The organism is Priestia sp. FSL W8-0524, assembly GCF_038005965.1.
Classification (GTDB): Bacteria; Bacillota; Bacilli; order Bacillales; family Bacillaceae_H; genus Priestia; species Priestia zanthoxyli.
Map to the genome: position 1 here is coordinate 2456548 of NZ_JBBOUG010000001.1, position 23937 is coordinate 2480484.

24 protein-coding genes and 3 pseudogenes are annotated in these 23937 nt (G+C 37.8%); all 27 read right to left on the reverse strand.

Annotated features, from left to right (window positions below; translation table 11 throughout):
* Nucleotides 1-248: 248 nt before the first annotated feature.
* The gene (locus NST66_RS12495; protein ID WP_155008041.1) at nucleotides 249-794 is read right to left on the reverse strand and encodes a T6SS immunity protein Tdi1 domain-containing protein; all 546 of its coding nucleotides are present in this window, start codon (nucleotides 792-794) and stop codon (nucleotides 249-251) included.
* A 305-nt stretch (nucleotides 795-1099) separates the two neighbouring features.
* Entirely contained in the window at nucleotides 1100-1192 is a 93-nt protein-coding gene (locus NST66_RS29285) for a hypothetical protein (RefSeq protein WP_226555440.1), read from the reverse strand.
* 318 nt (nucleotides 1193-1510) lie between these two features.
* Nucleotides 1511-1966, reverse strand: coding sequence for an immunity protein YezG family protein (locus NST66_RS12500; RefSeq protein ID WP_033579216.1), 456 nt, complete (start codon nucleotides 1964-1966; stop codon nucleotides 1511-1513).
* Nucleotides 1967-2113: 147 nt separating this feature from the next.
* Nucleotides 2114-2593, reverse strand: coding sequence for a DUF6985 domain-containing protein (locus NST66_RS12505; RefSeq protein WP_033579217.1), 480 nt, complete (start codon nucleotides 2591-2593; stop codon nucleotides 2114-2116).
* Nucleotides 2594-2927: 334 nt separating this feature from the next.
* Nucleotides 2928-3353 (reverse strand): hypothetical protein, encoded by a 426-nt coding sequence (locus NST66_RS12510; protein WP_049166367.1) that lies wholly within the window; start codon nucleotides 3351-3353, stop codon nucleotides 2928-2930.
* 286 nt (nucleotides 3354-3639) lie between these two features.
* Nucleotides 3640-4122 carry an antitoxin YezG family protein gene (locus NST66_RS12515; protein ID WP_033579219.1) on the reverse strand — a complete coding sequence of 161 codons (483 nt, stop codon included), beginning with the start codon at nucleotides 4120-4122 and terminating at the stop codon, nucleotides 3640-3642.
* Between the two features lie 85 nt (nucleotides 4123-4207).
* Nucleotides 4208-4637, reverse strand: a pseudogene (locus NST66_RS12520) (SMI1/KNR4 family protein).
* 167 nt (nucleotides 4638-4804) lie between these two features.
* Nucleotides 4805-5518, reverse strand: a complete 714-nt coding sequence (locus NST66_RS12525) for a pentapeptide repeat-containing protein (RefSeq protein ID WP_034269060.1) — start codon at nucleotides 5516-5518, stop codon at nucleotides 4805-4807.
* A gap of 19 nt (nucleotides 5519-5537) precedes the next feature.
* Nucleotides 5538-6318: pseudogene (locus NST66_RS12530) on the reverse strand (hypothetical protein).
* A 370-nt stretch (nucleotides 6319-6688) separates the two neighbouring features.
* Entirely contained in the window at nucleotides 6689-7243 is a 555-nt protein-coding gene (locus tag NST66_RS12535; RefSeq protein ID WP_034269054.1) for a T6SS immunity protein Tdi1 domain-containing protein, read from the reverse strand.
* Between the two features lie 13 nt (nucleotides 7244-7256).
* Nucleotides 7257-7331, reverse strand: a pseudogene (locus NST66_RS29290) (polymorphic toxin type 15 domain-containing protein); the annotation flags it as partial.
* A gap of 519 nt (nucleotides 7332-7850) precedes the next feature.
* A complete protein-coding gene (locus tag NST66_RS12540) occupies nucleotides 7851-8321 on the reverse strand; it encodes an SMI1/KNR4 family protein (protein ID WP_033579222.1) in 471 nt (156 codons plus the stop codon).
* Between the two features lie 23 nt (nucleotides 8322-8344).
* On the reverse strand, nucleotides 8345-10477 hold the full coding sequence (locus tag NST66_RS12545; RefSeq protein WP_340843399.1) for a T7SS effector LXG polymorphic toxin: 2133 nt from the start codon (nucleotides 10475-10477) through the stop codon (nucleotides 8345-8347).
* 18 nt (nucleotides 10478-10495) lie between these two features.
* On the reverse strand, nucleotides 10496-10753 hold the full coding sequence (locus NST66_RS12550) for a YwqI/YxiC family protein (RefSeq protein ID WP_013083474.1): 258 nt from the start codon (nucleotides 10751-10753) through the stop codon (nucleotides 10496-10498).
* Complete coding sequence (locus tag NST66_RS12555; RefSeq protein WP_013057382.1) at nucleotides 10750-11181, reverse strand: YwqH-like family protein; 432 nt, start codon at nucleotides 11179-11181, stop codon at nucleotides 10750-10752. Before NST66_RS12555 ends, NST66_RS12550 begins: the two co-directional genes overlap by 4 nt.
* 336 nt (nucleotides 11182-11517) lie before the next feature.
* A complete protein-coding gene (locus tag NST66_RS12560) occupies nucleotides 11518-12912 on the reverse strand; it encodes an MATE family efflux transporter (RefSeq protein WP_340843400.1) in 1395 nt (464 codons plus the stop codon).
* Nucleotides 12913-13066: 154 nt separating this feature from the next.
* Nucleotides 13067-13699 carry an HlyD family secretion protein gene (locus NST66_RS12565; protein WP_025751627.1) on the reverse strand — a complete coding sequence of 211 codons (633 nt, stop codon included), beginning with the start codon at nucleotides 13697-13699 and terminating at the stop codon, nucleotides 13067-13069.
* Nucleotides 13700-13728: 29 nt separating this feature from the next.
* Nucleotides 13729-15384, reverse strand: a complete 1656-nt coding sequence (locus tag NST66_RS12570; protein ID WP_340843401.1) for an MFS transporter — start codon at nucleotides 15382-15384, stop codon at nucleotides 13729-13731.
* A 193-nt stretch (nucleotides 15385-15577) separates the two neighbouring features.
* The gene (locus NST66_RS12575; protein ID WP_014459764.1) at nucleotides 15578-16015 is read right to left on the reverse strand and encodes a MarR family winged helix-turn-helix transcriptional regulator; all 438 of its coding nucleotides are present in this window, start codon (nucleotides 16013-16015) and stop codon (nucleotides 15578-15580) included.
* A 117-nt stretch (nucleotides 16016-16132) separates the two neighbouring features.
* Nucleotides 16133-16894 carry an exodeoxyribonuclease III gene (locus NST66_RS12580; RefSeq protein WP_028413056.1) on the reverse strand — a complete coding sequence of 254 codons (762 nt, stop codon included), beginning with the start codon at nucleotides 16892-16894 and terminating at the stop codon, nucleotides 16133-16135.
* A gap of 458 nt (nucleotides 16895-17352) precedes the next feature.
* Complete coding sequence (locus tag NST66_RS12585) at nucleotides 17353-17826, reverse strand: heme-degrading domain-containing protein (RefSeq protein ID WP_033579224.1); 474 nt, start codon at nucleotides 17824-17826, stop codon at nucleotides 17353-17355.
* Between the two features lie 13 nt (nucleotides 17827-17839).
* Nucleotides 17840-18874 carry an oxidoreductase gene (locus tag NST66_RS12590; protein ID WP_155008039.1) on the reverse strand — a complete coding sequence of 345 codons (1035 nt, stop codon included), beginning with the start codon at nucleotides 18872-18874 and terminating at the stop codon, nucleotides 17840-17842.
* Nucleotides 18871-19641, reverse strand: a complete 771-nt coding sequence (locus NST66_RS12595; protein ID WP_340843402.1) for a DeoR/GlpR family DNA-binding transcription regulator — start codon at nucleotides 19639-19641, stop codon at nucleotides 18871-18873. Before NST66_RS12595 ends, NST66_RS12590 begins: the two co-directional genes overlap by 4 nt.
* 279 nt (nucleotides 19642-19920) lie before the next feature.
* Nucleotides 19921-21012, reverse strand: coding sequence for a toxic anion resistance protein (locus tag NST66_RS12600; RefSeq protein ID WP_033579227.1), 1092 nt, complete (start codon nucleotides 21010-21012; stop codon nucleotides 19921-19923).
* Nucleotides 21013-21029: 17 nt separating this feature from the next.
* On the reverse strand, nucleotides 21030-22646 hold the full coding sequence (locus tag NST66_RS12605; protein ID WP_033579228.1) for a YceG family protein: 1617 nt from the start codon (nucleotides 22644-22646) through the stop codon (nucleotides 21030-21032).
* A 94-nt stretch (nucleotides 22647-22740) separates the two neighbouring features.
* The gene (locus tag NST66_RS12610; RefSeq protein ID WP_028408240.1) at nucleotides 22741-23319 is read right to left on the reverse strand and encodes a TerD family protein; all 579 of its coding nucleotides are present in this window, start codon (nucleotides 23317-23319) and stop codon (nucleotides 22741-22743) included.
* Between the two features lie 35 nt (nucleotides 23320-23354).
* Nucleotides 23355-23933 (reverse strand): TerD family protein, encoded by a 579-nt coding sequence (locus NST66_RS12615; protein WP_025751616.1) that lies wholly within the window; start codon nucleotides 23931-23933, stop codon nucleotides 23355-23357.
* Between the last annotated feature and the right edge of the window lie 4 nt (nucleotides 23934-23937).

The window sequence follows — 23937 nt, forward strand, 5'->3', positions numbered from 1 at the left end:
CGTCTTTGTACTTGTCATACATGGAACTTCCCCCCACTTACTCGCTGAGCTAAGCTCGTTCCGCTCCTTCAGGTAGGGGTTTTCTAAACTAAAATGATAAAATGTCATCTCACCTAGACTCGTAATTCTTTTTCTACTCATTTCACTCGTACTTTGTTTTTTTATTTATATATTCGTTATTGTGTTTTCTATACGATCTGCTTGTAAAATATAAAATAAGTAGTAAGTCTACTTCATTAGAACGAACCTTATACCTCTACTGCCCCCATAAAACCAGTAATAATAAGAATATGTTCCTTCAATTTGACCTTTTTTAAGTTCTCTACTTTTTCTGCTCCACCTAACCCTAATAGAGGTGTATAACCAAAACACTCATCATACTCTAACTCATTGTATTGTTTAAGCGCTTCGGGATAAGGCTGCCAAGATAAATCTTCATCCCTGAATTCTAAATCAGCAATATTTTGAAAGAAAAATTCAAATGTAAACATAATAATCTTTACTATGCCATACCTGTAATTAAGTAATCCAACATATCCATCCGCCCAAATAATCAAGTCTCCCATACTCGTAGCAAACAATACGATTGAATCCTTAAATCTTGGACAACTCTCCTCCAAGATTTCTATAAATTCCTCTGGATTTACGCTTTTAAAATACCCTTGCATAAATGTACCAAATCCATAATTACCCCAAAAATTTATCACTTCATTTGGTACTAATTCTTTATACTTTTCAATGATTTCACTCGGAACTTTACTATGCAACTTAAAATCTTTTAAATATTGCTCCATTCAAACTCCTCCCCTAAAGTGTTAACTTTACATTCAAATACGTATTTTTAAATTGTTCTGGTGTCATGTTTTTCGCTACTTCCTCTATTTGTTTATCAATACTCTTGATTCTAGACCTCCATTAACTACCTATAGAGAAATTAATCCTCTTATCTCCTATTATTTCAGCTTTTCCACCTGCTATCTAGTCAGGAGTCAGGGTGCTTGAGTAACTAACCATGCCTGAGCTTTTTTCTTTGCTTGTGATAACGGTAATCCCTCACTTTGAAGTTCATTTACCTTTTGTACATAAGCTTTTTGTCTAGCTATTTTTGAACTGCATTTCCTTCTTTCGCTCTACCTTTATCAATAAATTGCTCTCGATTTTTCTGATATTCATATATGGTTAATTCATTCATCCCTTTTTCTTGATCTTTTAACTGTCTTGTAAATTCTTATGAATCGAATTTAGTTTTGTAGGTAAATTTCACTTTAATTTCTTTTGTTCTAGGTATATCATCTAAATGCTTGGCTTTATCCGTATCCTTATTTAAAACCAAAAGCGATAATTGGGTTACCAATTATCGCTTACTAAGTCAAACCATTTGATGTACTATAAAGTAACAATTATTTTATTATCTATGATAGTTCTAAAATTGGTGTACTTTCTCATCATGTTATTACCATATGCACTAACTGATGCACTAACTGCTTCATTATCACACACCAATACGAAATTAAAGCTTGTTATTTTTTACTTCTTCAAACCACTCATCAGCAATATGACTGGCTGTTTTAATATCGTCATGCGTATAAACTAAGTCATACTTGTATTCAGCTTTAAATTTTCCGTTTCTTACATCATAGATTAATTTCATTTCAGTAGGCATGTCTCTTTGATGCTCTTGACACAATACTTTAATTTTCCCGATATCCTCATTTAAAATATCTAATACCATAAAATTTCGTGCTGCAGATGTATCGTAGTTTTCCTCCCCCTCTTCCAAAGCATCATTCAATTTATGGGGTTCTACGTATTTACCATTAATCAAATAAAAAAAGTCACTTGCAGTAACTCCTTCTTCACGTGAAGCATAAACATATACTTTATCAGCTCTATCTTCAACATACTCCATGCATATAGATATCATATCGGCTTGTAACTCACTAAACTTATCTTCAAATTCTTTCATACTACCTTTACTCCTTCAACCGCTCTAAATTTAAGTTCAACGTCAATGCTTTTTCATTTAGTTGGACACCACTATCTCTGAACATATGTATCAAGTCCGAGTTATTCTCTTTACTTTACAGTATGCTTTACCAGGTAGCCCTCAAAATTATAAAACAATATCTTGAAAACCAACCGCGACTATTTCTTCATCCTCAAATTTTACCGCAAGACCATGCTCAGGTTCCCACGTGCATTCAAGTAACAAACCAACTTGTCTTACATCTTCATCAAAGACCATAGGAAATATCAGTTGCTTAGGTTCAACAATAGTAGCTATCTCGTCCTTTGTGGATATGACAGGAGCCATCTTATCAGCGAATTTCTCACCGAGCCGCCGTCTGTAATCTTCGTAAACTTCTAAATAATAGTTCAATATAGCATCCTCAGCCAAGTTCAAAAGACGTTCTTTGTCATTAAAAAATTTATGATAAGCATTGACCTGTGCATCTTCAAATTCTGCATCATCTTCTGCTTCAATATTTAATATTACAGTCTTTTCCTGTCCAAACAAGGTAATGTTCATAGCCCTCTTCCAACCATGGTAGTAGGCTAATTCTCCAAACATTTTATGTTGAATGGTCTTCATTGCTGCCACCCTCTACTTGTTTTTTTACTTTACCTGCCTTAAAAACTCCACTTAGGGTTTTATTGACCCTCTCATTCTTATAAGCAAATGTGGAGTCACCACGTTCTTCATTCTATTTTCCATTATTCACCGGTATTTGTGCAAGTCTTTCTCCATACGTATTGTTAAAGGTTCTAGCTGGGTTCTTCTGCGCAACTTCAAACGTACCCTTAGGAGCCTCCTCAAAATTTACGCCTTCTCTCAGTAGCGAAACTGCCTTTTATAAAAAGAAACCCTTTAACGAATAACTGACACTCAATCAAGGGTTCTTAATAAGTAAAAAGCTATTTTATTATTAAATATGTTCCCTCTTAACTTGCTCAAACCACCGCCTAGCAACGGAACTTGCAGTTTCGTTAGAATCAATTGTATGCACAAGCTCATACTTATAATCTGCGGTTAATTTATTTGCTTTAACATCGTAAACCATTTTAATCTCTGTTGGCATTTCACGATTGTATTCTTTGCATAATTTAATCATTTCTTTAATGTCTTCATTGATTATTTTAACAACTGCTTTTTGACGGACTACAGAAGTATCATAAGAAAAATCGTCTTTATTCTCTACATTGATCAATGCATCATTAAGTTTATGTCTCTCCACAATTTCACCATTGATATTATAAAAAAAATCATTTGAAATAAGACCTTCTTCATAAGAACAATATATATATATTTTATTTACTCTATCGAAAACATACTCTAAACATATCGAAATCATATCCGCCTGAAATTCACTAAAGTAATCCTCAAATACTTTTCCCAATATGTCCACTCCTAGTTTAGTATATTTATCCCCTCATATCTTCCGTCTATCTCATATTCAACGATAAATTCTGATGGCCTTTTATTGTTTCCTTTTCTTCTTGAAATAACAAAAACAAAAAGCATTTGTTGTCATTCTATAGACAATCAAGTGCTTTAAGTTTATATGTTTTCTAAGTTTCTATGTTCGTTCAAAGTTTGTAAGTTTCATTACACCGCAGTAACAATATTACCTAATGTACTTAATTCTTCGCATCTTCAAGAGTTTTAAGATACTTTTCTAAGTATTTTTTCCCTGAATTACTTTTAGGCATAATATGGAGATGCTCATATTCCCAAATAATCATTCTCTCATGAGAATTTTCATTCGAAAGGTCATCATAATTAAAATCAATTTTAAACTTTCCTGTATTATCAAAAATCATAGTGAAGTTTGTCCAAGCTTCTTGATTGTTATCAATAAACTCTTTCTTCATTGTCTTAATACAATCTAACAAGCCATGCCATTTCTTAAAATATTCTTCTTCTGATACATTAAAAAGTTCAACAATATTATGACTGTAAATAGGCGTAGCATCCTCTTCTGGACAGTAATAAAAATATGACTCTTGCACACCTTCTCCAGCCTCACCATAAAGATATATCTTAAACCACTTGTCCGGAATTGTATCAATCACAATCTCTGCTATTTCACTATATAACTTACTTAACTTTTCATTCTTCATCTAATTCCCCTCTCGGTACGTTATCCAAATTCTTTTCAACAACCATACAACTTTCATAAACTAAGTGTTTATTTTCTCTTACTCCTTAGTCATATAACTTATTGAGAAATTCAGTAAATGTTGATGCAACGTAAAATACATTTTCTCTTGCACGCTCTTCCATTAAACCCTCTTCTTGGATTAACATTTCTTTTTCAAAAGCATTTTCATGTTCTTTATAATCAAAGAGACAGATCGAGGGCAAAAGGGATTAACTTTTTCGGAAGTGTATCCTGGTAATCATTAAAGACTTCTAGAATATGCTCATCATCTTCAACTTCATATGTTAATAATTTTCCAAATACCTTTTCTTTTCCTTCAACTTGACATAATTCAGGACTAACATGGGCACCATTATAATCTATAGCGACCTCTATATAATCTAAGGGAAATTTCACTCCTAATTTTTCTTCAACATTCTCCACTTCTTTCTTAGTCACTTGTTCATCCCATGATCTCCAATTTATATTACTCATCCCTCTATAAATTGTCTCAGTCCATAACTTTGCAACCCATATCATCCCTAGAGATTCTTTCTTTTAGTTTCAAGTTTTATAGTGAGAGTGTGACACCCTTTACATGCTGTGACAAATCATACATTAAAACGTAGGTGCCAATTTTACATACAATTTAAAATCAACTTCTATATCATTTTCAACACTTGTTCTTTCACATTTTCGTCAAACTTAGCTCCTTCTACATTTGCTCCTGTCCAAACTACATTGTCGAGTTTAGCACCGGTAAAATCCGCTTCTGTGAAATCCCCATTTAAAAGGATTGCACCGGTAAAATCCGCTTCTGTGAAATTAGCATTTCTAGCATCTACCGCTGATAAATTTACATTTTCCAAATGCGCTTTTTCAAATTTACTATTTGTCAGGTTGGCACCGCTGAAATCTGTTCCCGTACAGTCGGCCTGTTCCGCATCAATTCCTGACAAATTTGCATGGCGAAATGTAGCATGATTTAAATTTGTTCCAACTAATTCTCCATGTGAAAAATCAGCCTCATTAAAACGAGTTTCAAAGCAACTACTTATATTTATCTTTGCATATTTCATATTTGCTTTAGAAAAATCCGCTTCGCCAAACCTACAATCTGCCATGTTAATTTCCTCTAAATTACAACTTCTGAAATCAGCTAACTCAAAATCGCAGTCATGAAACGCTGCTCTCATTAGTGAAGAGGCTCTCAACACAACACGTTTTGCCATAATACGCCTTGCCATTACTTCTGACAGGTCTGAAAAACTAAGGTCTAAATCACTCATATCTACCTGATCTATAACCTCATCATTATATTGAGATCTATTTACTATTTCCATAACCCTTATTCGCTCATTACTTTTCTCATCCATGATTACAAATTCCTTTCCTTTAATTTTCTAGATACTTCTTCCAAGCAACATTGGGCGAATACGTGACAACCATTCGACTTTCATGAAAACTTGGCACAGCTATTACTTGAGCTGGTTCTAAGTATTTCATTACATGTAACCACCGATCTAGCAATGTATCCCTATCAGCTTCTAATGGATTTTGTAAAAGATCCATACAAACCCCGCCCCATTCTAATTCTGATACGACAGCGGGAGTATTTAGTAGGAATTCCTTATCAAACATTTCTAAAATATGACCACTAAAATATGTTCTAGCTCCTACCCCCAAGGGACCGTTAGGAAGAAACCTGACCGGTATAGGTAGTGAAGACATATTAATCCACATATGTAAGCGTTCATATTCAGTATTCCATGGATAAGATGCTTTCCAAAAAATTTGGGACACTCCATAACGCGGCTTTACAATTTCTGCGATTTGATCAGATAACTCAAAAAAAAACAGACCATAATTTTTTAGGTATTGATTTATGGAACTCAAACTCCAAATATGAACTATGACTCCAGTTAACTTTAAAACTCCCTTTATAGTGCACCGCTTTATCACGATACAGGTGAACTTCAGATACTCTACGCTCTGAAATCACTTTTTCTAGAATTTCCCGACGATTATATTCTACCTTTACTGTTTCAGAGTTACCCCAATGGGTAGGAGCAAATTTTTCATTTGACTCAAACACATCCAAAAGACGACCTAATAGCTCCTCTTCGTTAAAAGCTACTGTGGGGTACATTGAAATTGAAAAATAATTAGGTTTCATTTATATCCTCCTTCCATACTAGATATCATATCAGTCTGCAATTCACTGAATAAATCTTCAAATTCTTTCACACTACTTTTACTTCTTTAACAATAATAAAATGCTGTAAGGCCATGCTTACCATCAATAATGTTTTTAACTATAAATTTTTTTGTTTGCATATTACTCTCAGTATAAATGTTTTTAACATCAACACCTGTTTTTTTGAAATATTTTTTCAAAATTCAACCTCACTTCTCTTTAACTTTCTGATATTTTTTGACATTCACATCAGGTATCTAAGAAATTTAAAAATGGCTCACAAAAAAACACTTGTTGCCTAAAAGGCAGTCAAGTGCTTATAGTTCATTTTGTAATATAGCTTTGAACATTACTGTACTGGTCCCATAAATTCAGTAATAATGAGAATATGTTCCTTCAATTTGACTTTTTTTAGATTCTCTACTTTTTCTGCTCCACCAAGCCCTAATAATGGAGTATAACCAAAACACTCATCATAAGCTGGCAACTCATAGTGGTCTACTGCTTTTATATAAGGTGACCATTCTAATGATCTCTGTCTAAATGGTTCTTCCTCTAAAAATCTAATAAATAAAGAATATTTTGAAGCTAGCACTTTCGTTTTAGCCTTGCGATAGTTAACCATAACTACATAGGACTCATTATTTTCATCCATCTCAAATAGTATAATATCACCCATGGATGTAGCAAAAATTGGAATAGTCCCTTCATTTCTTAAATATGTGTCAGTTATCAACTCCCTAAAATCATCAGGGTTAATTACTTTTAAATAACCATTCAGAAGGGTTCCATATCCATATGTTTTCCACGCTTCAATCAATTCTTTTGGAAGATGCTCTTTATATTTATTGATTGTTTCTTCTTCTACTGTTCCACTTTGCCGAAAATCATTGTATATATTCAATTCCTACTCCTCCCTAGTGTATAAGCTTTACATTTAAATACGTGTTTTTGAGTTGTTCAGGCGTCATATCTTTAGCCATCTCTTCTATCCCTTCAATCTCTAACAATATGTATCAAGTTCAAGCCTTGTTCCTTACAGTATACTTTGATTTCGTCTTTTTGATATTTCAACTTACCTGTCCTTGAGTTGAGAATTCTGTATACTCAACAACGTTTAATTTTTCAGCCTCCCATTACGAAATTAAAATTTATGTAACGCTTTTTTAACGAATAGCGAGTATTATACGGCCGTATCTAGTAAAAATACAATTCATAATTTATTAAGCCAAAGCAGAGTTCGAACACCCTTTTACTTTATCCATTGTTTATCGCCTAATTATTATATTATTTTCACAAACCAAGTATTAAAACAGAATGCCTTGATGGTGAAACCATCATGAGTTATGAATTTCATTAATGCATCTTCTATGTTGACCAAGATCTAAAACTTTAATAAAAGCACCTGTTGCTCAAAAGGCAATCAGGTGCTTTCTTCCATACTATAAAATTTATCCATTATGAATATCAAATTTACCTTCATATATTTTCAACTTGTACTCTCTTTGTTTCTATTCAAGTGTCTTTAAAAATTCAGTAAAGTTATCTGCCACATTATATGTAACAGGCTCAAACTCACCGGATTCTTCATGAGACCATATACAAACAGATGGATTATTTTTATCTGTTCTAAAATCTAAGCATACAAAGTCACCCGCAAATACACTAGCTATTGGCAATACCTCTGCCCCCAATAAGTCTTCGTTATCAGTTAACCTTTCACCTATTTGTGAAAATACAACATCTATGTCATAAATTCCTTTTGGGTGATTCTCAATATCATCTACTATACACAAAAACCTTTCTAAAGCATAACCACGGTTGTTACACTCAAATGTTGCTTCCTCAACCTCTACACCATTATTTTCTTTTATAAATTCTAAGAAAGACTCTGGTAATGAAAGTCTCCAAAATTTTTCGTGATTTTTTATTAATTCCTCTGAAGGCAATGGCCTTACTATAGTGTCCTGTTTTATTTTCATATTTCTTCTCCTTTCTTTAAATCCTATCTCGGAGCATCTGCCCACATTCCAGTAGATCTGCCACCATTATGAATAGTTATATTGTGTATTCCAAAAGGTACTAGTTCCATCTTACCTGGTACTTCAGTATGGTGCCATGTCATACCTTCTGGTCTTCCACCAATTACGTTATCTAGCCATTCAAATTGTGCCTCGTCAGACTTTAACCAGAGACTTTCTGGTAAATCTTTAGCCTCTACCACGAGTCCAGCACCCTTGAAATCTGCAAAACCATATCTCATTCCATCTGCTTTAATAACATTTACATTGGGAATCAGGCCATCTGCAATTGCTTTTTCCTTTATCAATTTTCGTTGGCGGGCAGTTAAATACTCTCCACCATGAAATGACTTATTCCATGACCAAGTTTTGTTTGTTTGAATTTTTTCACTGTATAGTCGAGCAAAATCATTGACAACATCATCAAAAGTTTTAGCACCATCAATAAACTCATCAATGTTTTTTAAGTTTACATTACCCGTACCTTTAGTAACTTCTTGAACCTTCTCAACTTCTTTAACAACCGGTTTCTCCACTCTCTCCACATTCGGGTTAGCCACAAATCGTCCGGTTTCTGAATCTTGGTATCGCTTGGCAGTTGGGTTATAGAGAGCTTGCGCCATCTGCATCGTCTGCTGCTTCACATTCTGCAAGGTCTCTCTCACCGTCTGCTGGGCAAGTGATGGACCAGCCGGCACAAGTTCTGGCATGAGTCGTGGCATACTGCTGTCTAGGATGTTGTTATACGTTTTATGTAGCGACTGTGTCCAAGAGGCCGGTGCGTTTTTGACGCTTTGGTAGGCTTGCTTTGTGACGTTGGCAACGGCGCTTGTGCGAAGCGTGTTGCGCATGTTGTTGAGCTTTTCGGTTCCTTTGGTCGCAAGGCTTTGTCCCATTTTCCCCGCTACCTTCGTAGAAAGCGCCCCAGCTCCAGCAATTCCTAATGCTTGCAGAAGGCTTGCTTTACGCTGCTCTTCACTGATTTTATTCCCGAACATGTCGCGTCCGGTCATGTATTCTCCTAAGCCGTTTGCAGCCACAAGACCGTAGAGGCCTTTTTCGGTTTGCTCCAGGACTTTGAAGGATTTAGCGGATTTGTAGGCGTCTAAGGCGCGATCCGCTGCGCTTAGGCCTTTAGCCGTTTTGTAGATGGCTTTTCCGCCTTTTGCGGCTCTTCCTACCCAGCCGACAACCGGAATGAAGCCGGCTGCTGCCATGGCTCCTGCTGCGACGCGCTGTGAGGTAGAAAGTTTTTCACCCGTAACAGGGTCCACGCCTTCTGCTGCTCGTTTATAATCATAATATCCGCTGACCTCTCCTGTAAAGGTAGAAACCGCGTCCCACGTTTTTTCATACCACGGCTTGTTTGCTTCTTCTTCTTGCTTTTTTTCCAGCTCGTATACTTCTTCTTGCTGCTTGTTGTAATCAACATATGAAGTGGCATAGTCGTTTAGTTTTGTTTGGACTTTATACAGCTCGCTGTCGTGATAGGCTTTTTCGTCAAAGGCAAGCTGATAGACACTTCCTCCTTGACTCGTAGCAAGCTCTAAGCCGCTTACTAGCGTATCCACTACCGCATAGAAGTCGTCCATTTCGCTGTATTCTTTTGACCATTCAGCGTCAAGCTGGTTCACTGCTTCAATTGTATCGGTGCGTTTTTTCTCTGCTTCTTCTATTTTATCGTTAAACTCACTCGTTGAAAACGCTGAAATAGAGACGATATCGTCAATACCGTTTAAAATACTCTGCAGATCGTCGTGCTGCTGCGCAACCATTTCTTTAGCATTGCTATTGGCGTTTTTTAGCTCTGTTTCTAAAAATGATTCAGTTACAATCGTGCTTCCTGATAGCTTTGCTTTTTCAGCTTTAACGTGAAGCGTTGAAAAATAGCTTTGCTGCATTTTAATTAAGTTTTCCCACTGTCCGGCCGTATCGGCGTGCTGCTTATAAAAAGATTTTATATTGTCAGCGCCTTTTCCTTCTAAGCTGCCATCTAAGTCCGCTACGCCCTGCAGCGCTTTTTTCAGTTCACCCAGCTGGCTTAGTAACTCATCGTAGGCTGTTTCCCTGTCTTTTGCTACATCAAACAGCGCTTTTGCATCGTATACCTTTCCCACAGTCATCCCCCTTTGCTGCTACGAATGGATAATAGATTCGTCTTGTTCTTTTAGTAAGTCTACATTAGATTTTGTATCTTTTACGTTTTTGTTTAGTGCTTTTATATAAGTAGAAATAAGCGTTTGAATTTCTTCTTCGCGCGCTTCCCATTTCTCTGTAGTATCAAGGCTGTTTTTTCCAAGGTCAGGCATTTTGCTAATGGATAAATTTCCAATCGCTGTGCTGACTGCTTCAAGCTTTTTGATAACGTCAGCGTGATCAAGCTTAATTGTCATGAAAACAGCCCCCTTCTAATTTCACTAATCTTGTTTTCTACTGCGTCATAGGCTTCTTCACCTTTAGCTAATAAAGAATCCGCTTCTCCAATAACGGCGTTCAAGCCACTCAAAGCTCCTTTTTCAGCTTCTAGCGCCCATATCTTTGTTTCAATTTCACGAATGTATCCATCGTAATCACCGTCTAAAATGCCTTTTATGTTGTCGTAGGCTGCCGTACGTTTTTCGTCAAAATCATCCGATAACGTACCCGTCCATTTGTCTCCCAGCTCAGGCTTTTTGATGTGTTCAATTTCTTTTAATGAAACAGCTTGTTCATGCTCAATTTTACTTTTAGCCGTTCTTAGCTTAGAAATTTTCCCTTCTACATCTGAGACTCTTCCAGATACTTCACCCAGCAGTCCGTCTAATACGCTTCCTAACCCCATATCGTTCCTCCTGTTCCGCACATTTCGAGTTTAATCCAATAATTATAAGTATAAAATTTGTCTCATTATAGCTAAATAGGAAAAAACTCTCTTTTTTATGCTTCTAGTTTCATGAATTGAGATAAAAATGGAAAATCAGAGAAAAAAGACTCATGTCTAAATACGTCATCCAACCATATACCGTTATCTAAAACAAAGAATAAGTAGAATAAAACCATTTCTTTGTACCCATACCCGTTTTTTCCCACAAATTAAAGCTTTTTGCGTAAAAAGACCAGCTTTACTTCGTTTTTTTACACAGCAAAAAACCTCTGCACATCCTGCAGAGGTTTTGTTTTATACTTGAACCGGCGTTGGTTCTTCAGCTGTTTGTTCGTGCTGTATAAGTCCGTAGTTTTCCCATGCTCGGCTTTTCCAGCGAAAAAACATAATAACTGCGCGCGTCCATTCATCGGCTGCGATGGCAAGCCAAATGCCAGCGAGCCCCATGTCTAAATGGAAAACGAAGAAATAACCGAGCGGCAAGCTCATCATGACCATCGACATCGCACCAATTAACACCGGATATTTGGCATCTCCCGCTGCCCGCAGCGAGTTAATCAGCACAATGTTCATCGTTCTTCCCGTTTCAAGCACAATGCTCAGAAGCAGCACCGTCGCCCCAAGCTCAATGATATGCGGATTGTCTGTAAACATGCTGATCAGCTGTGTTCTGAATGTCATCACAAGAACAACCATCATCATCGTTACGGCACTGGCCCATTTGACGCTTTTCCATACGCGATGGTACGCTTCATCTTTTTCGTTTCCGCCTACTAAACGGCCGACAATAATCGCTGTACCCATTCCAATTGCAATGGCAAATAAGTAAATGAACATTGAAATATTCATCGCGTACTGTCTCGCAGCAAGTGATTCTGCTCCTAGGTAGGTTGCATAGTATAAAAAGACAATTTGACAGCCTTGATACATCACTTGTTCAAAAGCCGAGGGAATACCGATTTTTAAAATTTTACCGATATATTCTTTTGAAATCGTAATGTAGTATTGAAATTTCACTCTATATTCCATCACTTGATACAGCAGCCAAAAGAACACAATAAGGGCAACGAATCGGCTGAACGCAGATGAAATCGCTGCTCCTTGCACGCCCATTTCCGGAAAGCCGAACTTCCCGAAAATTAAAGCATAGTTTCCTGCAATATGAAAAATGTTCATTCCAAGTGAAACAAACATCGCCTGCTTCGTAAAGCCATGTACGCGAATAATCGCTGCAAGAGAGTTAATAATCGCTTGAAGAAAAATAGCTCCTCCAACGATGGATAAATAGCTTTGTGCATACATCAGCACATCACCTTGTAAGTTCATCGCTTCCATCATATGTCTTGAAAACAAAAGAAAACCCGCGCTAATGACTAGCCCGACTCCTAAATTTAACGTAACGGCCAAAGCAGAAATCTTTGACGCTTCCATATACCGTTTTGATCCTAAATACTGAGAGACAACAATTGCCGCTCCGTTACCAATGACCTCTAACACCAAAATCGCAATGTGAAGGTATTGATTGGCTGCTCCGACTCCTGATACGGCATCATCCGACAGCGCACTTAGCATAAAGGTATCAGCAATCCCCATTAACATAAAAAGAAACACTTCTAAAAAGATCGGCCACGTTAAGAAAAACAAATTCAGCTTTTCTTTTGGCCCTTTTTTTGTTTCGACCGCGGTCATCCCATCACCTTCTTTACCGATATCCAATTTCAAACAAGAAGTATCTTACCACACATTTCCTTTGTATACATCCCCTTTTTAGCACATTTTTTATTTTATTTGTTTAGGCATAAAAAAAGCCGCTTCCTTAGAGGAAGCAGCTTTTTTTCCGGTATTAAATTGAAATTTTCACTTCTGCGTTCATACCTGGAAGAACTTTATCTGATGCGTCATCAATTGAAATTTTCACCGGTACTTTTTGCGTTACTTTTGTGTAGTTTCCTGTATTTTGAGCAGGAAGCATAGAAGACACTGAGTTTGTTGCGCGACCGATTGCTTCAACATGGCCTTTAAAGACTTTACCTGAATCTCCGTCCACTGTAATGTCGACGCTGTCTCCTTCTTCTAAGTCACCTAGGTCTGTTTCTTTAATGTTTGCATTGATATAGATTTTAGATAAATCAGCTGTTTGTGCTAACACATCGCCAGCTTTTACTAATTGATTTTGAGATGCGTTGTTTTTAATAATTGTTCCGTCAATCATAGACGTTACGTCTGTTGATTTTTCGCCTTCTTTTAAGCTTCCAACAGAATCACCTTGAGAAACGCTATCTCCTTCTTTTACATTCCATTCGCTTAACTGACCGTTAGCTGAAGCGATGACTTGTGAAAGCGGTGCTTCTACCTGCGCTTCATCTGTTTTAACGTAATTTGCTTTTTCGTAGAAATAATATCCACCAAAGCCTACTAGTAATAAAATCACAATGATTCCAACAATGTTAGTAACCAATAAACGACTTTTACTCATCGGAATTCCTTCTTTCTATAGTTAGTATATTATACAGAGGTTTCTTCTGTTTGAGGTGCCGGCAGCATTTTTCTTTCTTCTTGCGGCTCAGCTTCTTCTTGAACCTCTTCTTTTTGAACAAGAATTCTATTTTCACCGCTCCACGCTTTACTTAGTGAAGCAATGAGCATAATTACGCCTAAAATACCAAGCATGAAAAATAAGTTGTGATACGCATGTAAAATCGACGCTTCTTTAGCGCCTGCTACAACAGCCGTCACGGCCGATGTTTTTGCGTCTGCTTGACTCATTCCCATACCCATATAGCGTTTGATCATTTCAGATAGCTGCATCTTCACCTGAGGATCTACTGAGCTAATTTGACCTCGGAAATCTTCATAATAAATCGCGTTTTGTCGAACAACAAACCACCCAATCACAGGTGCTACAATCGCTCCTAATAAATTTCGAATGGAGTGCAGTGAAATGGAACGCATCGAAGCTTGATGTAAATCTCCGGCTAGTGCCGCTCCTAATGCACCGGATACCAGTGCCATACTAACACCCATACCAAAGAGCATAATGTGAACATATAAACTTACTAGTGATGTATCAGCTGATACGTTTACCCAGCTAAATCCTACAATGACAATAAGAAGTGATCCAATTGCTCCAAGATAACCTGGACCAAATTTGTCATATAAGAATGTCGTTGCAAATGCTGAAATCAGTACCCCAACAAAAAAGTATAAATAAAAATAAGAAAGCGTGGTGTACGATGCATTTTGCACATTTTGCATGACGCCATTAATACCTGCAATTGCTAAGATGTATGCCATATGACCGCCAATGGCCATAATTGTACCCGCAACTGGTTTTACGGCTAGCAGCGATTTTAATGGTACTAACGGATTTTCAGCCGCTAAATCAACTAAGACAAAAATGACAACTAACCCTGCTGCAGCTAGTAAGAACGGCCACACTTGGATAGAAGCAAATCCTTCGTATCTTAGTTCATACAGTGGATACACTAATAAAATCATAATAAGACTAAGAATAAAGATACTTTTCTTATCCACTGGACGGTCTTCTTGCTGAGTTGGATCATGAGCAGGTAATACCTTATATCCGATAAACAGAGAGACAAGAGAAGCAAGTATTCCTAAAACAAACACCCAGCGCCAATTATCCATGCTAAGAGATACAGCACCTAAAAAGGCTCCAATCGCCGTTGAACCGAACAGTCCGCCGATCGCTAATACTAAAAAGAAGTTTCGGATTTTATTCGGAAACGAAATCAGCGCAGCTGGAATAATGGTTAAAAACAGCATTCCTGAGCTTAAGCCTTGAATCAGACGACCAAGGGATAAAAACGCCACATTTTCAGAAAAAACGTTGATAATCGAACCTGCTAAAAAGACTAAAACGAACGTTAAGTATGCTTTACGCACGCCATATTTTTTCGCAAGCATCGGACCAATTGGTACCCCAAGTCCAAATGCCAAGTTAGAAATAATAGATGGCAATAGTAAGCTTTGTGTACTCGCATCAAATCGATTTTGAATCAATACTTGATTGACCGTGTAAGATAAATTCAAAAAATACTGAGGGCCAATTGAAAATAGCGTTAAAATCGCCATAATTAAGTATTTAGGTACGCTTAAACCTTGTTTGTCGGAGGCTACTGCTGGATTATTCTGACTCATATTTATTCCTCCTTTTATTAAATTCTTTTCATATGACTAACAATTCCTTACATATTTTATTGTACAAGTTGTATCATGCAAGTTATAGCAGCACTACATATTATACATCTTTTAATGAAGAAATCAACTTCTTTGTTTCAACTTAAAAAGACTATTTTTCAATAGCCTTTTTGTTCATCTATATGTATTCGCTTTAACATCCATTACTGCGCCATCTTTTAAAATCAAGATTCAAGCGTGATAAACTTTTTTCCAGTGCCAAAACCTCTTCTTCCGACCAATTTTCTAACACTTCAGCATAGGCTTGTTTACGCTTGCTTTGTACATGCTGCAAAATATCTTTCCCTGCATCCGTCATTTCAATTAAACTAATCCGCCCATTTTCTGGACTCGGAAAGCGACGAACAAACTGTTTAGTCTCAAGCGCAGATACTTGCCGGCTAGCTGTAGATAAGCTCAGCTTTAAATTTTCAGCTAATGCATTAATCCCGAGCGGACTGCGCTGATCTAGCTCGCTTAACAGTAAATACTCAGAACGGTCCAAGCTTCCAAGCTTAGGACTGTGCGTCGTTGTTAGACGAACAAGCAGCGCAATTTCGTGTTCAATGGTTTGCAGCGAGTCTCGCTTCACCTCTGTCTCCCCCTTTATCTCATGAAACATTCTGTACTTTTTAATATGTTTACTATACCGCAACCGTTCGCGTGAACCAACCTTTTTTCCGTTTTTCTTCTATTATATAGAAAGATATCATAGATGAGGTACATTTAATTCCAACATCACAGGACAGTGGTCGCTTCCCATTACATGCGGATGAATAGTAGCTTCTTGAATAACATCTTTGATTCTCTCCGAGACGATAAAATAATCAATGCGCCATCCGATATTTCGTTCTCTCACTTTGTTCATATACGACCACCACGTGTATGCTCCTTCTTGATTCGGATACAGATAGCGAAATGTATCAAGAAATCCGCTAGCAAGAAGCGTCGTCATTTTTCCTCGCTCTTCTATTGTAAAACCAGAATTCCCTCGGTTTGGCTTCGGATTACGCAAGTCAATTTCTGCGTGTGCTACGTTTAAGTCTCCGCACAAAATCACCGCTTTACGGCTATTCAATTTGTTTAAGTACACGAGCAAATCGTCTTCCCATTGAAGCCTTTCTTCAAGCCTTGCTAAATCTCTTTTAGAATTTGGCGTATACACATTTACTACATAGCATTGTTCAAATTCAAGCGTAATGATACGTCCTTCGTCTTCCGATTCTTTATCCACACCGTATGAAACCGATAAAGGCTTCTGCTTTGTAAAAACAGCCGTTCCAGAATAGCCTTTTTTCACGGCGTAATTCCAATACTGATAATACCCTTCTAGCTGCAAATCAATTTGGCCTTCCTGCAGCTTCGTCTCTTGAATACAAAATACATCTGCATCCACTTCTTGAAAATAATCTAAAAAACCTTTTCGCACACACGCGCGAATGCCATTTACGTTCCAGGAAATCAACTTCATAAACTGTCCACGTTCTCCTCACTTGATTTATGTATCAGTGTTTAGTGTAGACAATTTTTTGCACGAGTTCAAATAATTTAAAGAGTACTCTTCTCTTTAAGGTATTCCTGATATTTCTTCTTATTTTATTTTCTGTACCTCAAACACTAGATACAAGAGGTGAAACATAATGTCAACAAACTACACGTATGAAAATAACGAACAAGTTTCTACTGTTTCTAAATAAAGAAGAGCATCCTACTAAAGAATGCGAAACACAGAATCAAACGGCGCTTACCAAAGAAGATTTTTCTTTAAATGATTCTGCCATTAAGCACTTCAGCAGATAATGGCTCCGCAAAAATAGAGGTTGAGACATAGTTAAGTAGGCGAAACCTTCGTTTACCAAACCAATAAAAAGATCCGAACGATTTATCGTTCGGATCTTCCTTAAACTATTCCTACCCTAAGTTCTTTCTTTACGAAATAAAGCTGCGAATCGTATCTGCCACAAGCGCATGATCTTCTTCTTGCGACATACCTGATACGGTAATGGTTCCAATTACGCCGACGTTTTTAACCGAAATTGGAAATGACCCTCCTACTGCTTCGAATTCCTGAGGATTCGCTGCGTAAAACTGCGCGTAAGAACGATCTTTTAACTCGCAGTACAGCTTCATATAATACGAGCTGTGATGGTGACGAAGAACGGTGTTTGATTTTCGTTTTATCCATTCTTCATGATCGGGAATAGCCCCTTCCATCGCATGTTGAAAGAGAGTTTGACCATTTCGTTTAATACTTACGGTTACTGCCTTACCTTTGCTTTTCGCTTCATTAATAATGGCCGTGCCGATCTGTAACGCCTGGTCATTTGTAAATTGATGAAAGATTAGCTCTTTTTCCTGTTGAACTACTTTTTCAAGCAGCGTCTCTGTCGAATGATTATTCACTGTTTCTCGCTCCTTAGTTAAAATAAACCGCTCGTTTTTCTTTGCTGCTTTCAAATGCCGCTTCGATAACTTTAACCACGTCACGAGCTTCTTCTGCTGAAACCGGAAGCTCTTCTCCTCGAAGTAGGCTGTCGGCGATTTTTTGATAATACATTACGTAAGAACCGTGCAGCGTTTCAATTTCTGTTGTTTCTCCTTCCCCTGTTGTCAGCTTACCGTAGTGTTCAGGACGATCCGCTCCCCACGTATCATCCACAGGCTTCTTGCCAGCTCTTAGCATATCTTCTTGGCCGTCAATTCCGTATTTGATATAGCTTGCTTTTGTTCCGTGAACTTGAAAGCGAGGCCCGTTGCTTGGCACAATGGCGCTTGAATGTAAAATAACACGAAGAGAACCGTATCCAAGCACTAAGTGGAAGTAATCATCCGTGCGTGCATGATCTCGCTGCCCAAACACATCAGCTTGAACAAAGTCAGGCATTCCAAAAAGATGTAAAGCTTGGTCAATTAAATGAGATCCTAAATCGTAAAGCGCTCCTGACCCAGGTCCTTCATTTTCTCTCCAGCGGTCTCGAACAGCTGGACGATAGCGATCAAAATGAGCTTCATACATTTTTACGTCGCCTAATTTCCCTTCTTCAATCAGCTGTTTCACTGTCAAATAATCATTGTCCCATCTACGGTTATGATAGACGGTTAGTTGAACACCTTGTTCTTTTGCTAATTGAATTAATTCATTTGCTTCTTTTTCGGATACCACCATCGGCTTTTCAACAATTACGTGCTTGCCTGCGCGTAGTGCGTCTTTCACCATTTCATAGTGCATGCCGCTAGGCGTTGTAATAATCACTAAATCAATGCTGTCATCTTCTAGAAGTTCAGACAGAGTGCTCACTACTTCAACATCTTCTAAGTCGCTCTTTACTTTTTCAGGATTTGAACTCATTACCTTTGAAATATGAAATTCGTCTAACACGCTTAAAAGCGGCGTGTGAAAGACCGTTGCTGAAAATCCGTATCCTACTAATCCTACTTTTATTTTTTTCATCGTTTTTCCTCTCCTTTATCAAAATCTGTGACGATAAGCCGCACTTGATTTTGTTCTATTTTTTCTTTTACATCCGCTTCTGGGTCTTTATTTGTAATTAAGATATCAATGTCGCTCATATCACATACTCGATGTAAAAATTCACGTTCAAACTTCGTATGATCCGCAAGCATAATCACTTGTCTTGCACATTGAATCATCTGTCTTTTTAAAAACGCTTCTTCTTCACTTGGAGACGTAATAGCATCTGCACCAACGCCGCACGTACCTAAAAACAGCTGATCTACTTTGTATTCCTGCAACGTAGAAATCGTTCTTGGCCCGGTGACGTTACGGTTTTTCCCGTTAAACTTGCCCGGCAGCAAAAACGTATCACACGGGGTATATTCATCGAGCAAATCCACATTATCAATGGAATTTGTAATAACGTTTACATGCTTTACATCCATATACTTTGCCATCAGTGCGATGGTAGAAGACGTATCTAAAAGCACGTCATACCCCTCCGACATTAACGCAGCTGCTTCTTTAGCAATTTGTTCTTTCGCTTTGGTAGGCGTTCGCTCACTGTAATCGATGATATGACTTGACGATAGCGTCGCTCCGCCTTTGACTCTCATAACCTCACCGTGTTCTTCAAGCTTGACTAAATCGCGTCTCGCCGTATCTTTTGAAACGGTGAACATATCGCAAATTTCGTCTAATGTAATCGTGCGGTGTGTGTGAAGGTATTCAATAATCGCACTCATGCGCTGCTCTTGATACACCCGAATACCCTCCTTTTTTACTTTGATATGAGCTAATTGTAGCGCAAAGAAAAGTTAAAAACCAGAAAAAAACTTAAAAAAATTAAGTTTTTTACTTTTTTAACTTAAATTATAAAAGTACACAAACGTCTTCTGGAAATAACTATCTTATTTTGGATAATACTTCTTTTATATCTGATACCCTTTCACGCTTTTGACTAATCGCTTATGATTTAGACTTCTAGCAAACAAACGTATGTGCAAAAAAAAGCGGGAATCTTTACGATTCCCGCTTTTTCGTTACATCTTATGTTCAAGCGCCTTGAAGTTTTTTTGAAATTGCTCCAAGCGAACAAGTCCTTCTTCACGAAGGCGTTTATTTTCTTCTTCAATTGCTTTTGTTTCCTGCATTCCTTTCATAATAATATTCCACGTTTGTTCCATCGTTTCTACTTTTACGCTAGGGGCACCGGACATTTTGGCGATTTTAACACTTTGCTGTGAAATATTTTCTGCATTTCGAATGAGCAGTTCATTTGTGCGTTTGTCTAATTCGTTCATAGACTCCGCTACTAAATTTTGACGCTTTGCTGCGATTGCGTTAATAAGTCCATTTTTAAAAATAGGAATCGTTGTAATAAACGCCGAATTGATTTTTCCGATCAGCTTTGTATTTCCTCGCTGCAGCATACGGATTTGAGGAGCGGATTGATAAGATACTTGTTTTGCCATTTCTAAGTCATATAATCGCTGCTCCATTAGCTCAACTGCGTTTTTTAAAGTTTGAAGCTCCATTGCCGCCAGCTGATTTCCACTCGACGCTCTTTCTTCAAGCACCTTTAGCTCTTGTTTTAACTCTTCTACTTTCACTTCGCCCGCTACAATGTATTTTTCAAGCTCCATATAATACTGATAGTTTTGCTCGTAAAGCTGTTCAAGCGTTGTGGTCGAATGCTTCATTTCCGTTTCATATTTTGTAATCTCTACATATACTTTATCAATTTCAGAGCCCATTGTTTCATATTTTTGAAACAGCTTATCCACTATTTTTTGACCGCGTTTAAAAAGCTTAGAGAAAAACCCTTTATCTTCAACAAAATCCTTTGCATCAAATTTATCCATAATTTTTCCAAGCTGCTTTAATAATTGACTTGACTCTTCCATGCTAGACGATTTAATTGTACTAAGCACTTTTCCGGAAAACGAGGAAATTTCATTAGCTGTTTCTTTCCCGTATTCAAGCAGAGCCAGCTGATTTTTATAATCAATTTGTTCTGCCAAGCGACGTACTTCCGGCTCTTCTCGCAGTTTTGCTTTTACTTCGGTAGGCTTTGTTTCTAAAACTTCTTCGGCTTCGTTTACATCTAAAGGCTGTAATTCATTTGTTGCCATTTAAAACCCTTCTTTCTTTAAAAGATTCGTTTTAACCATTTTTGAATGAGCGACGGCTCTTTGAATTCTTCATTAAAGCTAATATCTTCTAGCCAGTGCATATCGAAATACTTTTCTTCGACGAACGCTTCTATATCCAGTTGACCGGTTGGATTAAAGAGAACAATATCAACGCCGAATTCATTTAATAGAAGCAGTAAAGCTGCATCTTCACGCGTAAACGCTTCTCGTTCATTTCCATGATAAATAATGAGACGGGGTACATGCTGCGTATAATCAAACTTTTGAAGCATGCGAAGCACGTTGTTTGGAAGCTTCAACGACTGATTAAACAAGTACATTTGATGCTGATACGCATCTTCATGATCTAACCGAAGAAGCTTTGAATGTGCACAGTACCTAGAAATAGCTGCAGCGAGCCCTTGCTGAAGCCCGATAGGCAGCTCTTTATAGCGCCACCAGTTGCTTTCAATCATTCTATCAGGACTGAGCGTGCCATCACTTCCGAGAGCTCCTTGATAGTGAAAGTGATTATTTCCTTCTATTTTTTTAGCAAAAGGAACAGAATCAATCGTCAGAGCTAACTCATCTTCCGTTTGCATGAGCTCATGAACTTTACTCCAGTACTCTTTTCGGTTTTTAGAGATACCAAGTACTTTTGAAAACAAGACCGGCACGTGTACATATGGCTTGGACACTTGAAAATTAGGACGAATAAACGCCCGTTCTCTCATTAATAAAAAGATTTCATCATACGTCGTTTTAAGAGTAACTGAAGTTGGAAAATACGAACGAAATTGCCAAGGTTTATACAGCATGGACTCCTCTGAATGAAGCAATTGCTCAATTTCTTGAGAAGCTCGAAATGCTACCGTACCTTTTCGAACCGGTTTATCCGTTGGAAAAGGTACAAGAGAGCTAGTAGAAGGAAACGTATAAACCGTTGTTAAGTGCTGATTCTTATCTACTTCTTTTAAATTATCCTTTCCTTCTGGATGAAAGGTAAGGACGTCAAAACCTAGTAAAATTAAATAATGGAGAAAATACTGCTCGCTTTTATTCGCATCTCCGTACCACATGATGCGAGGCGCGTGCTCAGGAAATGCTTTATCGACCATCCAAGGTTTTACATGATTCCACTGCCACTTTATTAAATCGATTAATACGCGTTGAAAATGCCCGTCCATAAAGCCCTCTGCGTGCTGTTCTTTAAAACACGTTAACGTTTCAATAAATTTTTCACGTACTCTTCTATGTATAGCGGGATTTTCTGACTTCACGATCAGCTTTTTTCCTTCTAAAAAAGCAAATAGCCGATTGACAGAAAGGCCGTGCTCTTCTTGATTAATTTTAAGGATCGTTTGTACTTCTTTTAATCTATCATTAGAAATGGACTTATCAAGCTTATCTTGCAAGACAATAATTGATGGTGATGAATGCGCAAGTTCATAAAGAAAATCTGCGTACTCGTCCGCATCAAGATGAGTGCCTAAATATCTGCCTGCCACTTGTTTATAGGTAGTTTGCTGCTCATTTTGTATAAAGTCACCTCGCAGAGAAACATCTTTAGAAAAAAGAGAAGTTCCATCCTCCTCGTTAAGATTAATCATACGAGGATCAATTAATTTACTCACACCTTACAGCTCCTTTCTTTTCAGACATATACATGCTAAAAAGAAAGGGTACTCGTTAAAGCACCCTTTCTTTTTCATTTATCGCATGCCTTTTTTATACGGATAGTCCGTAGTTGCGGCAAAGATCGGCCAATCCGCCAGAAAAACCGCTGCCAATGGCATTAAATTTCCAGTCGTTTCCGTGCTTGTATAGCTCACACACCACAACAGCTGTTTCGATTGAAAAATCTTCGCCTAAATCATAACGAAGCACTTCTTCATTTGTTTGGGCGTCAATGAGACGAACAAACGCGTTGGATACTTGTCCAAAGTTTTGTCCGCGAGCATCTGCGTCGTGAATCGTGACGCTAATTCCGATTTTTTCAACGTGGTCAGGAAGAAGAGAAAAATCAACGGCGATTTGCTCATCGTCTCCATCTCCTGCACCTGTACGGTTGTCACCGGTATGCTCCACAGCTCCGTTTGGACTTTTTAAATTGTTGTAAAAAACAAATTCTTCGTCATTTACAACTTGGCTTGATTTATTGGCTAAAAATGCACATGCATCTAAATCGAAATCTTGAGATCCAGCATATTTATTTGTATCCCACCCAAGACCTACTATCACTTTTGTTAAGCCTGGGTTCGTTTTGGTTAGGTCAATGCGCTGACCTTTTGATAAAGAAATTGACATAAAAACATCCTCCGTACATTTTCTTACTTTAATGATTAGGCGTTTAAACCAAAGTCGTTTACAAGTGCCGCTAAGCCGCCTTGATAGCCGCTGCCAATAGCATTAAACTTCCATTCTCCACCGTGTCGATACAGCTCGCCTACCACGACCGCTGTTTCGATCGAGAAGTCTTCACCTAAATCATAACGAATTAACTCTTCGTCATTTGTTGCATTTAAAATACGAACGTAGGCGTTGCTTACTTGGCCAAAGTTTTGACCGCGTGCTTCCCCTTCATGGATCGTAATGGTGAACGCAATACGTTCAATAGATTGAGGCACATTTTTCAAATCTACTTGAACCTGCTCATCGTCTCCTTCACCTACGCCTGTACGGTTATCTCCGGTATGTTCAACCGCTCCGTTTGCACCCGTCGTATTGTTGTAAAAAATAAAATCAGATTCTGAAGCGCATTTTCCCGCTCCGTTTAATAAAAAGACAGATGAATCTAAATCAAAATCGTTTCCACCGTCATACTTATTTACATCCCACCCAAGACCTACTACTACGTTTGTTAATCCTGGATTCGTTTTTGTTAAATCTACTTTTTGTCCTTTTGAAAGATTAATAGCCATTTCG

What these genes read in the sequence shown, in the direction of transcription:
- NST66_RS12525 (WP_034269060.1), bottom strand. Translation starts at nt 5,518, where the DNA reads ATGGATGAGAAAAGTAATGAGCGAATAAGGGTTATGGAAATAGTAAAT.
- NST66_RS12580 (WP_028413056.1), bottom strand. Translation starts at nt 16,894, where the DNA reads ATGAAGTTGATTTCCTGGAACGTAAATGGCATTCGCGCGTGTGTGCGA.
- NST66_RS29285 (WP_226555440.1), bottom strand. Translation starts at nt 1,192, where the DNA reads ATGAATGAATTAACCATATATGAATATCAGAAAAATCGAGAGCAATTT.
- NST66_RS12555 (WP_013057382.1), bottom strand. Translation starts at nt 11,181, where the DNA reads ATGGGGTTAGGAAGCGTATTAGACGGACTGCTGGGTGAAGTATCTGGA.
- NST66_RS12570 (WP_340843401.1), bottom strand. Translation starts at nt 15,384, where the DNA reads ATGAGTCAGAATAATCCAGCAGTAGCCTCCGACAAACAAGGTTTAAGC.
- NST66_RS12560 (WP_340843400.1), bottom strand. Translation starts at nt 12,912, where the DNA reads ATGACCGCGGTCGAAACAAAAAAAGGGCCAAAAGAAAAGCTGAATTTG.
- NST66_RS12615 (WP_025751616.1), bottom strand. Translation starts at nt 23,933, where the DNA reads ATGGCTATTAATCTTTCAAAAGGACAAAAAGTAGATTTAACAAAAACG.
- NST66_RS12550 (WP_013083474.1), bottom strand. Translation starts at nt 10,753, where the DNA reads ATGACAATTAAGCTTGATCACGCTGACGTTATCAAAAAGCTTGAAGCA.
- NST66_RS12600 (WP_033579227.1), bottom strand. Translation starts at nt 21,012, where the DNA reads ATGGCAACAAATGAATTACAGCCTTTAGATGTAAACGAAGCCGAAGAA.
- NST66_RS12565 (WP_025751627.1), bottom strand. Translation starts at nt 13,699, where the DNA reads ATGAGTAAAAGTCGTTTATTGGTTACTAACATTGTTGGAATCATTGTG.
- NST66_RS12540 (WP_033579222.1), bottom strand. Translation starts at nt 8,321, where the DNA reads ATGAAAATAAAACAGGACACTATAGTAAGGCCATTGCCTTCAGAGGAA.
- NST66_RS12515 (WP_033579219.1), bottom strand. Translation starts at nt 4,122, where the DNA reads ATGAAGAATGAAAAGTTAAGTAAGTTATATAGTGAAATAGCAGAGATT.
- NST66_RS12610 (WP_028408240.1), bottom strand. Translation starts at nt 23,319, where the DNA reads ATGTCAATTTCTTTATCAAAAGGTCAGCGCATTGACCTAACCAAAACG.
- NST66_RS12495 (WP_155008041.1), bottom strand. Translation starts at nt 794, where the DNA reads ATGGAGCAATATTTAAAAGATTTTAAGTTGCATAGTAAAGTTCCGAGT.
- NST66_RS12500 (WP_033579216.1), bottom strand. Translation starts at nt 1,966, where the DNA reads ATGAAAGAATTTGAAGATAAGTTTAGTGAGTTACAAGCCGATATGATA.
- NST66_RS12510 (WP_049166367.1), bottom strand. Translation starts at nt 3,353, where the DNA reads ATGATTTCGATATGTTTAGAGTATGTTTTCGATAGAGTAAATAAAATA.
- NST66_RS12505 (WP_033579217.1), bottom strand. Translation starts at nt 2,593, where the DNA reads ATGAAGACCATTCAACATAAAATGTTTGGAGAATTAGCCTACTACCAT.
- NST66_RS12590 (WP_155008039.1), bottom strand. Translation starts at nt 18,874, where the DNA reads ATGAAAAAAATAAAAGTAGGATTAGTAGGATACGGATTTTCAGCAACG.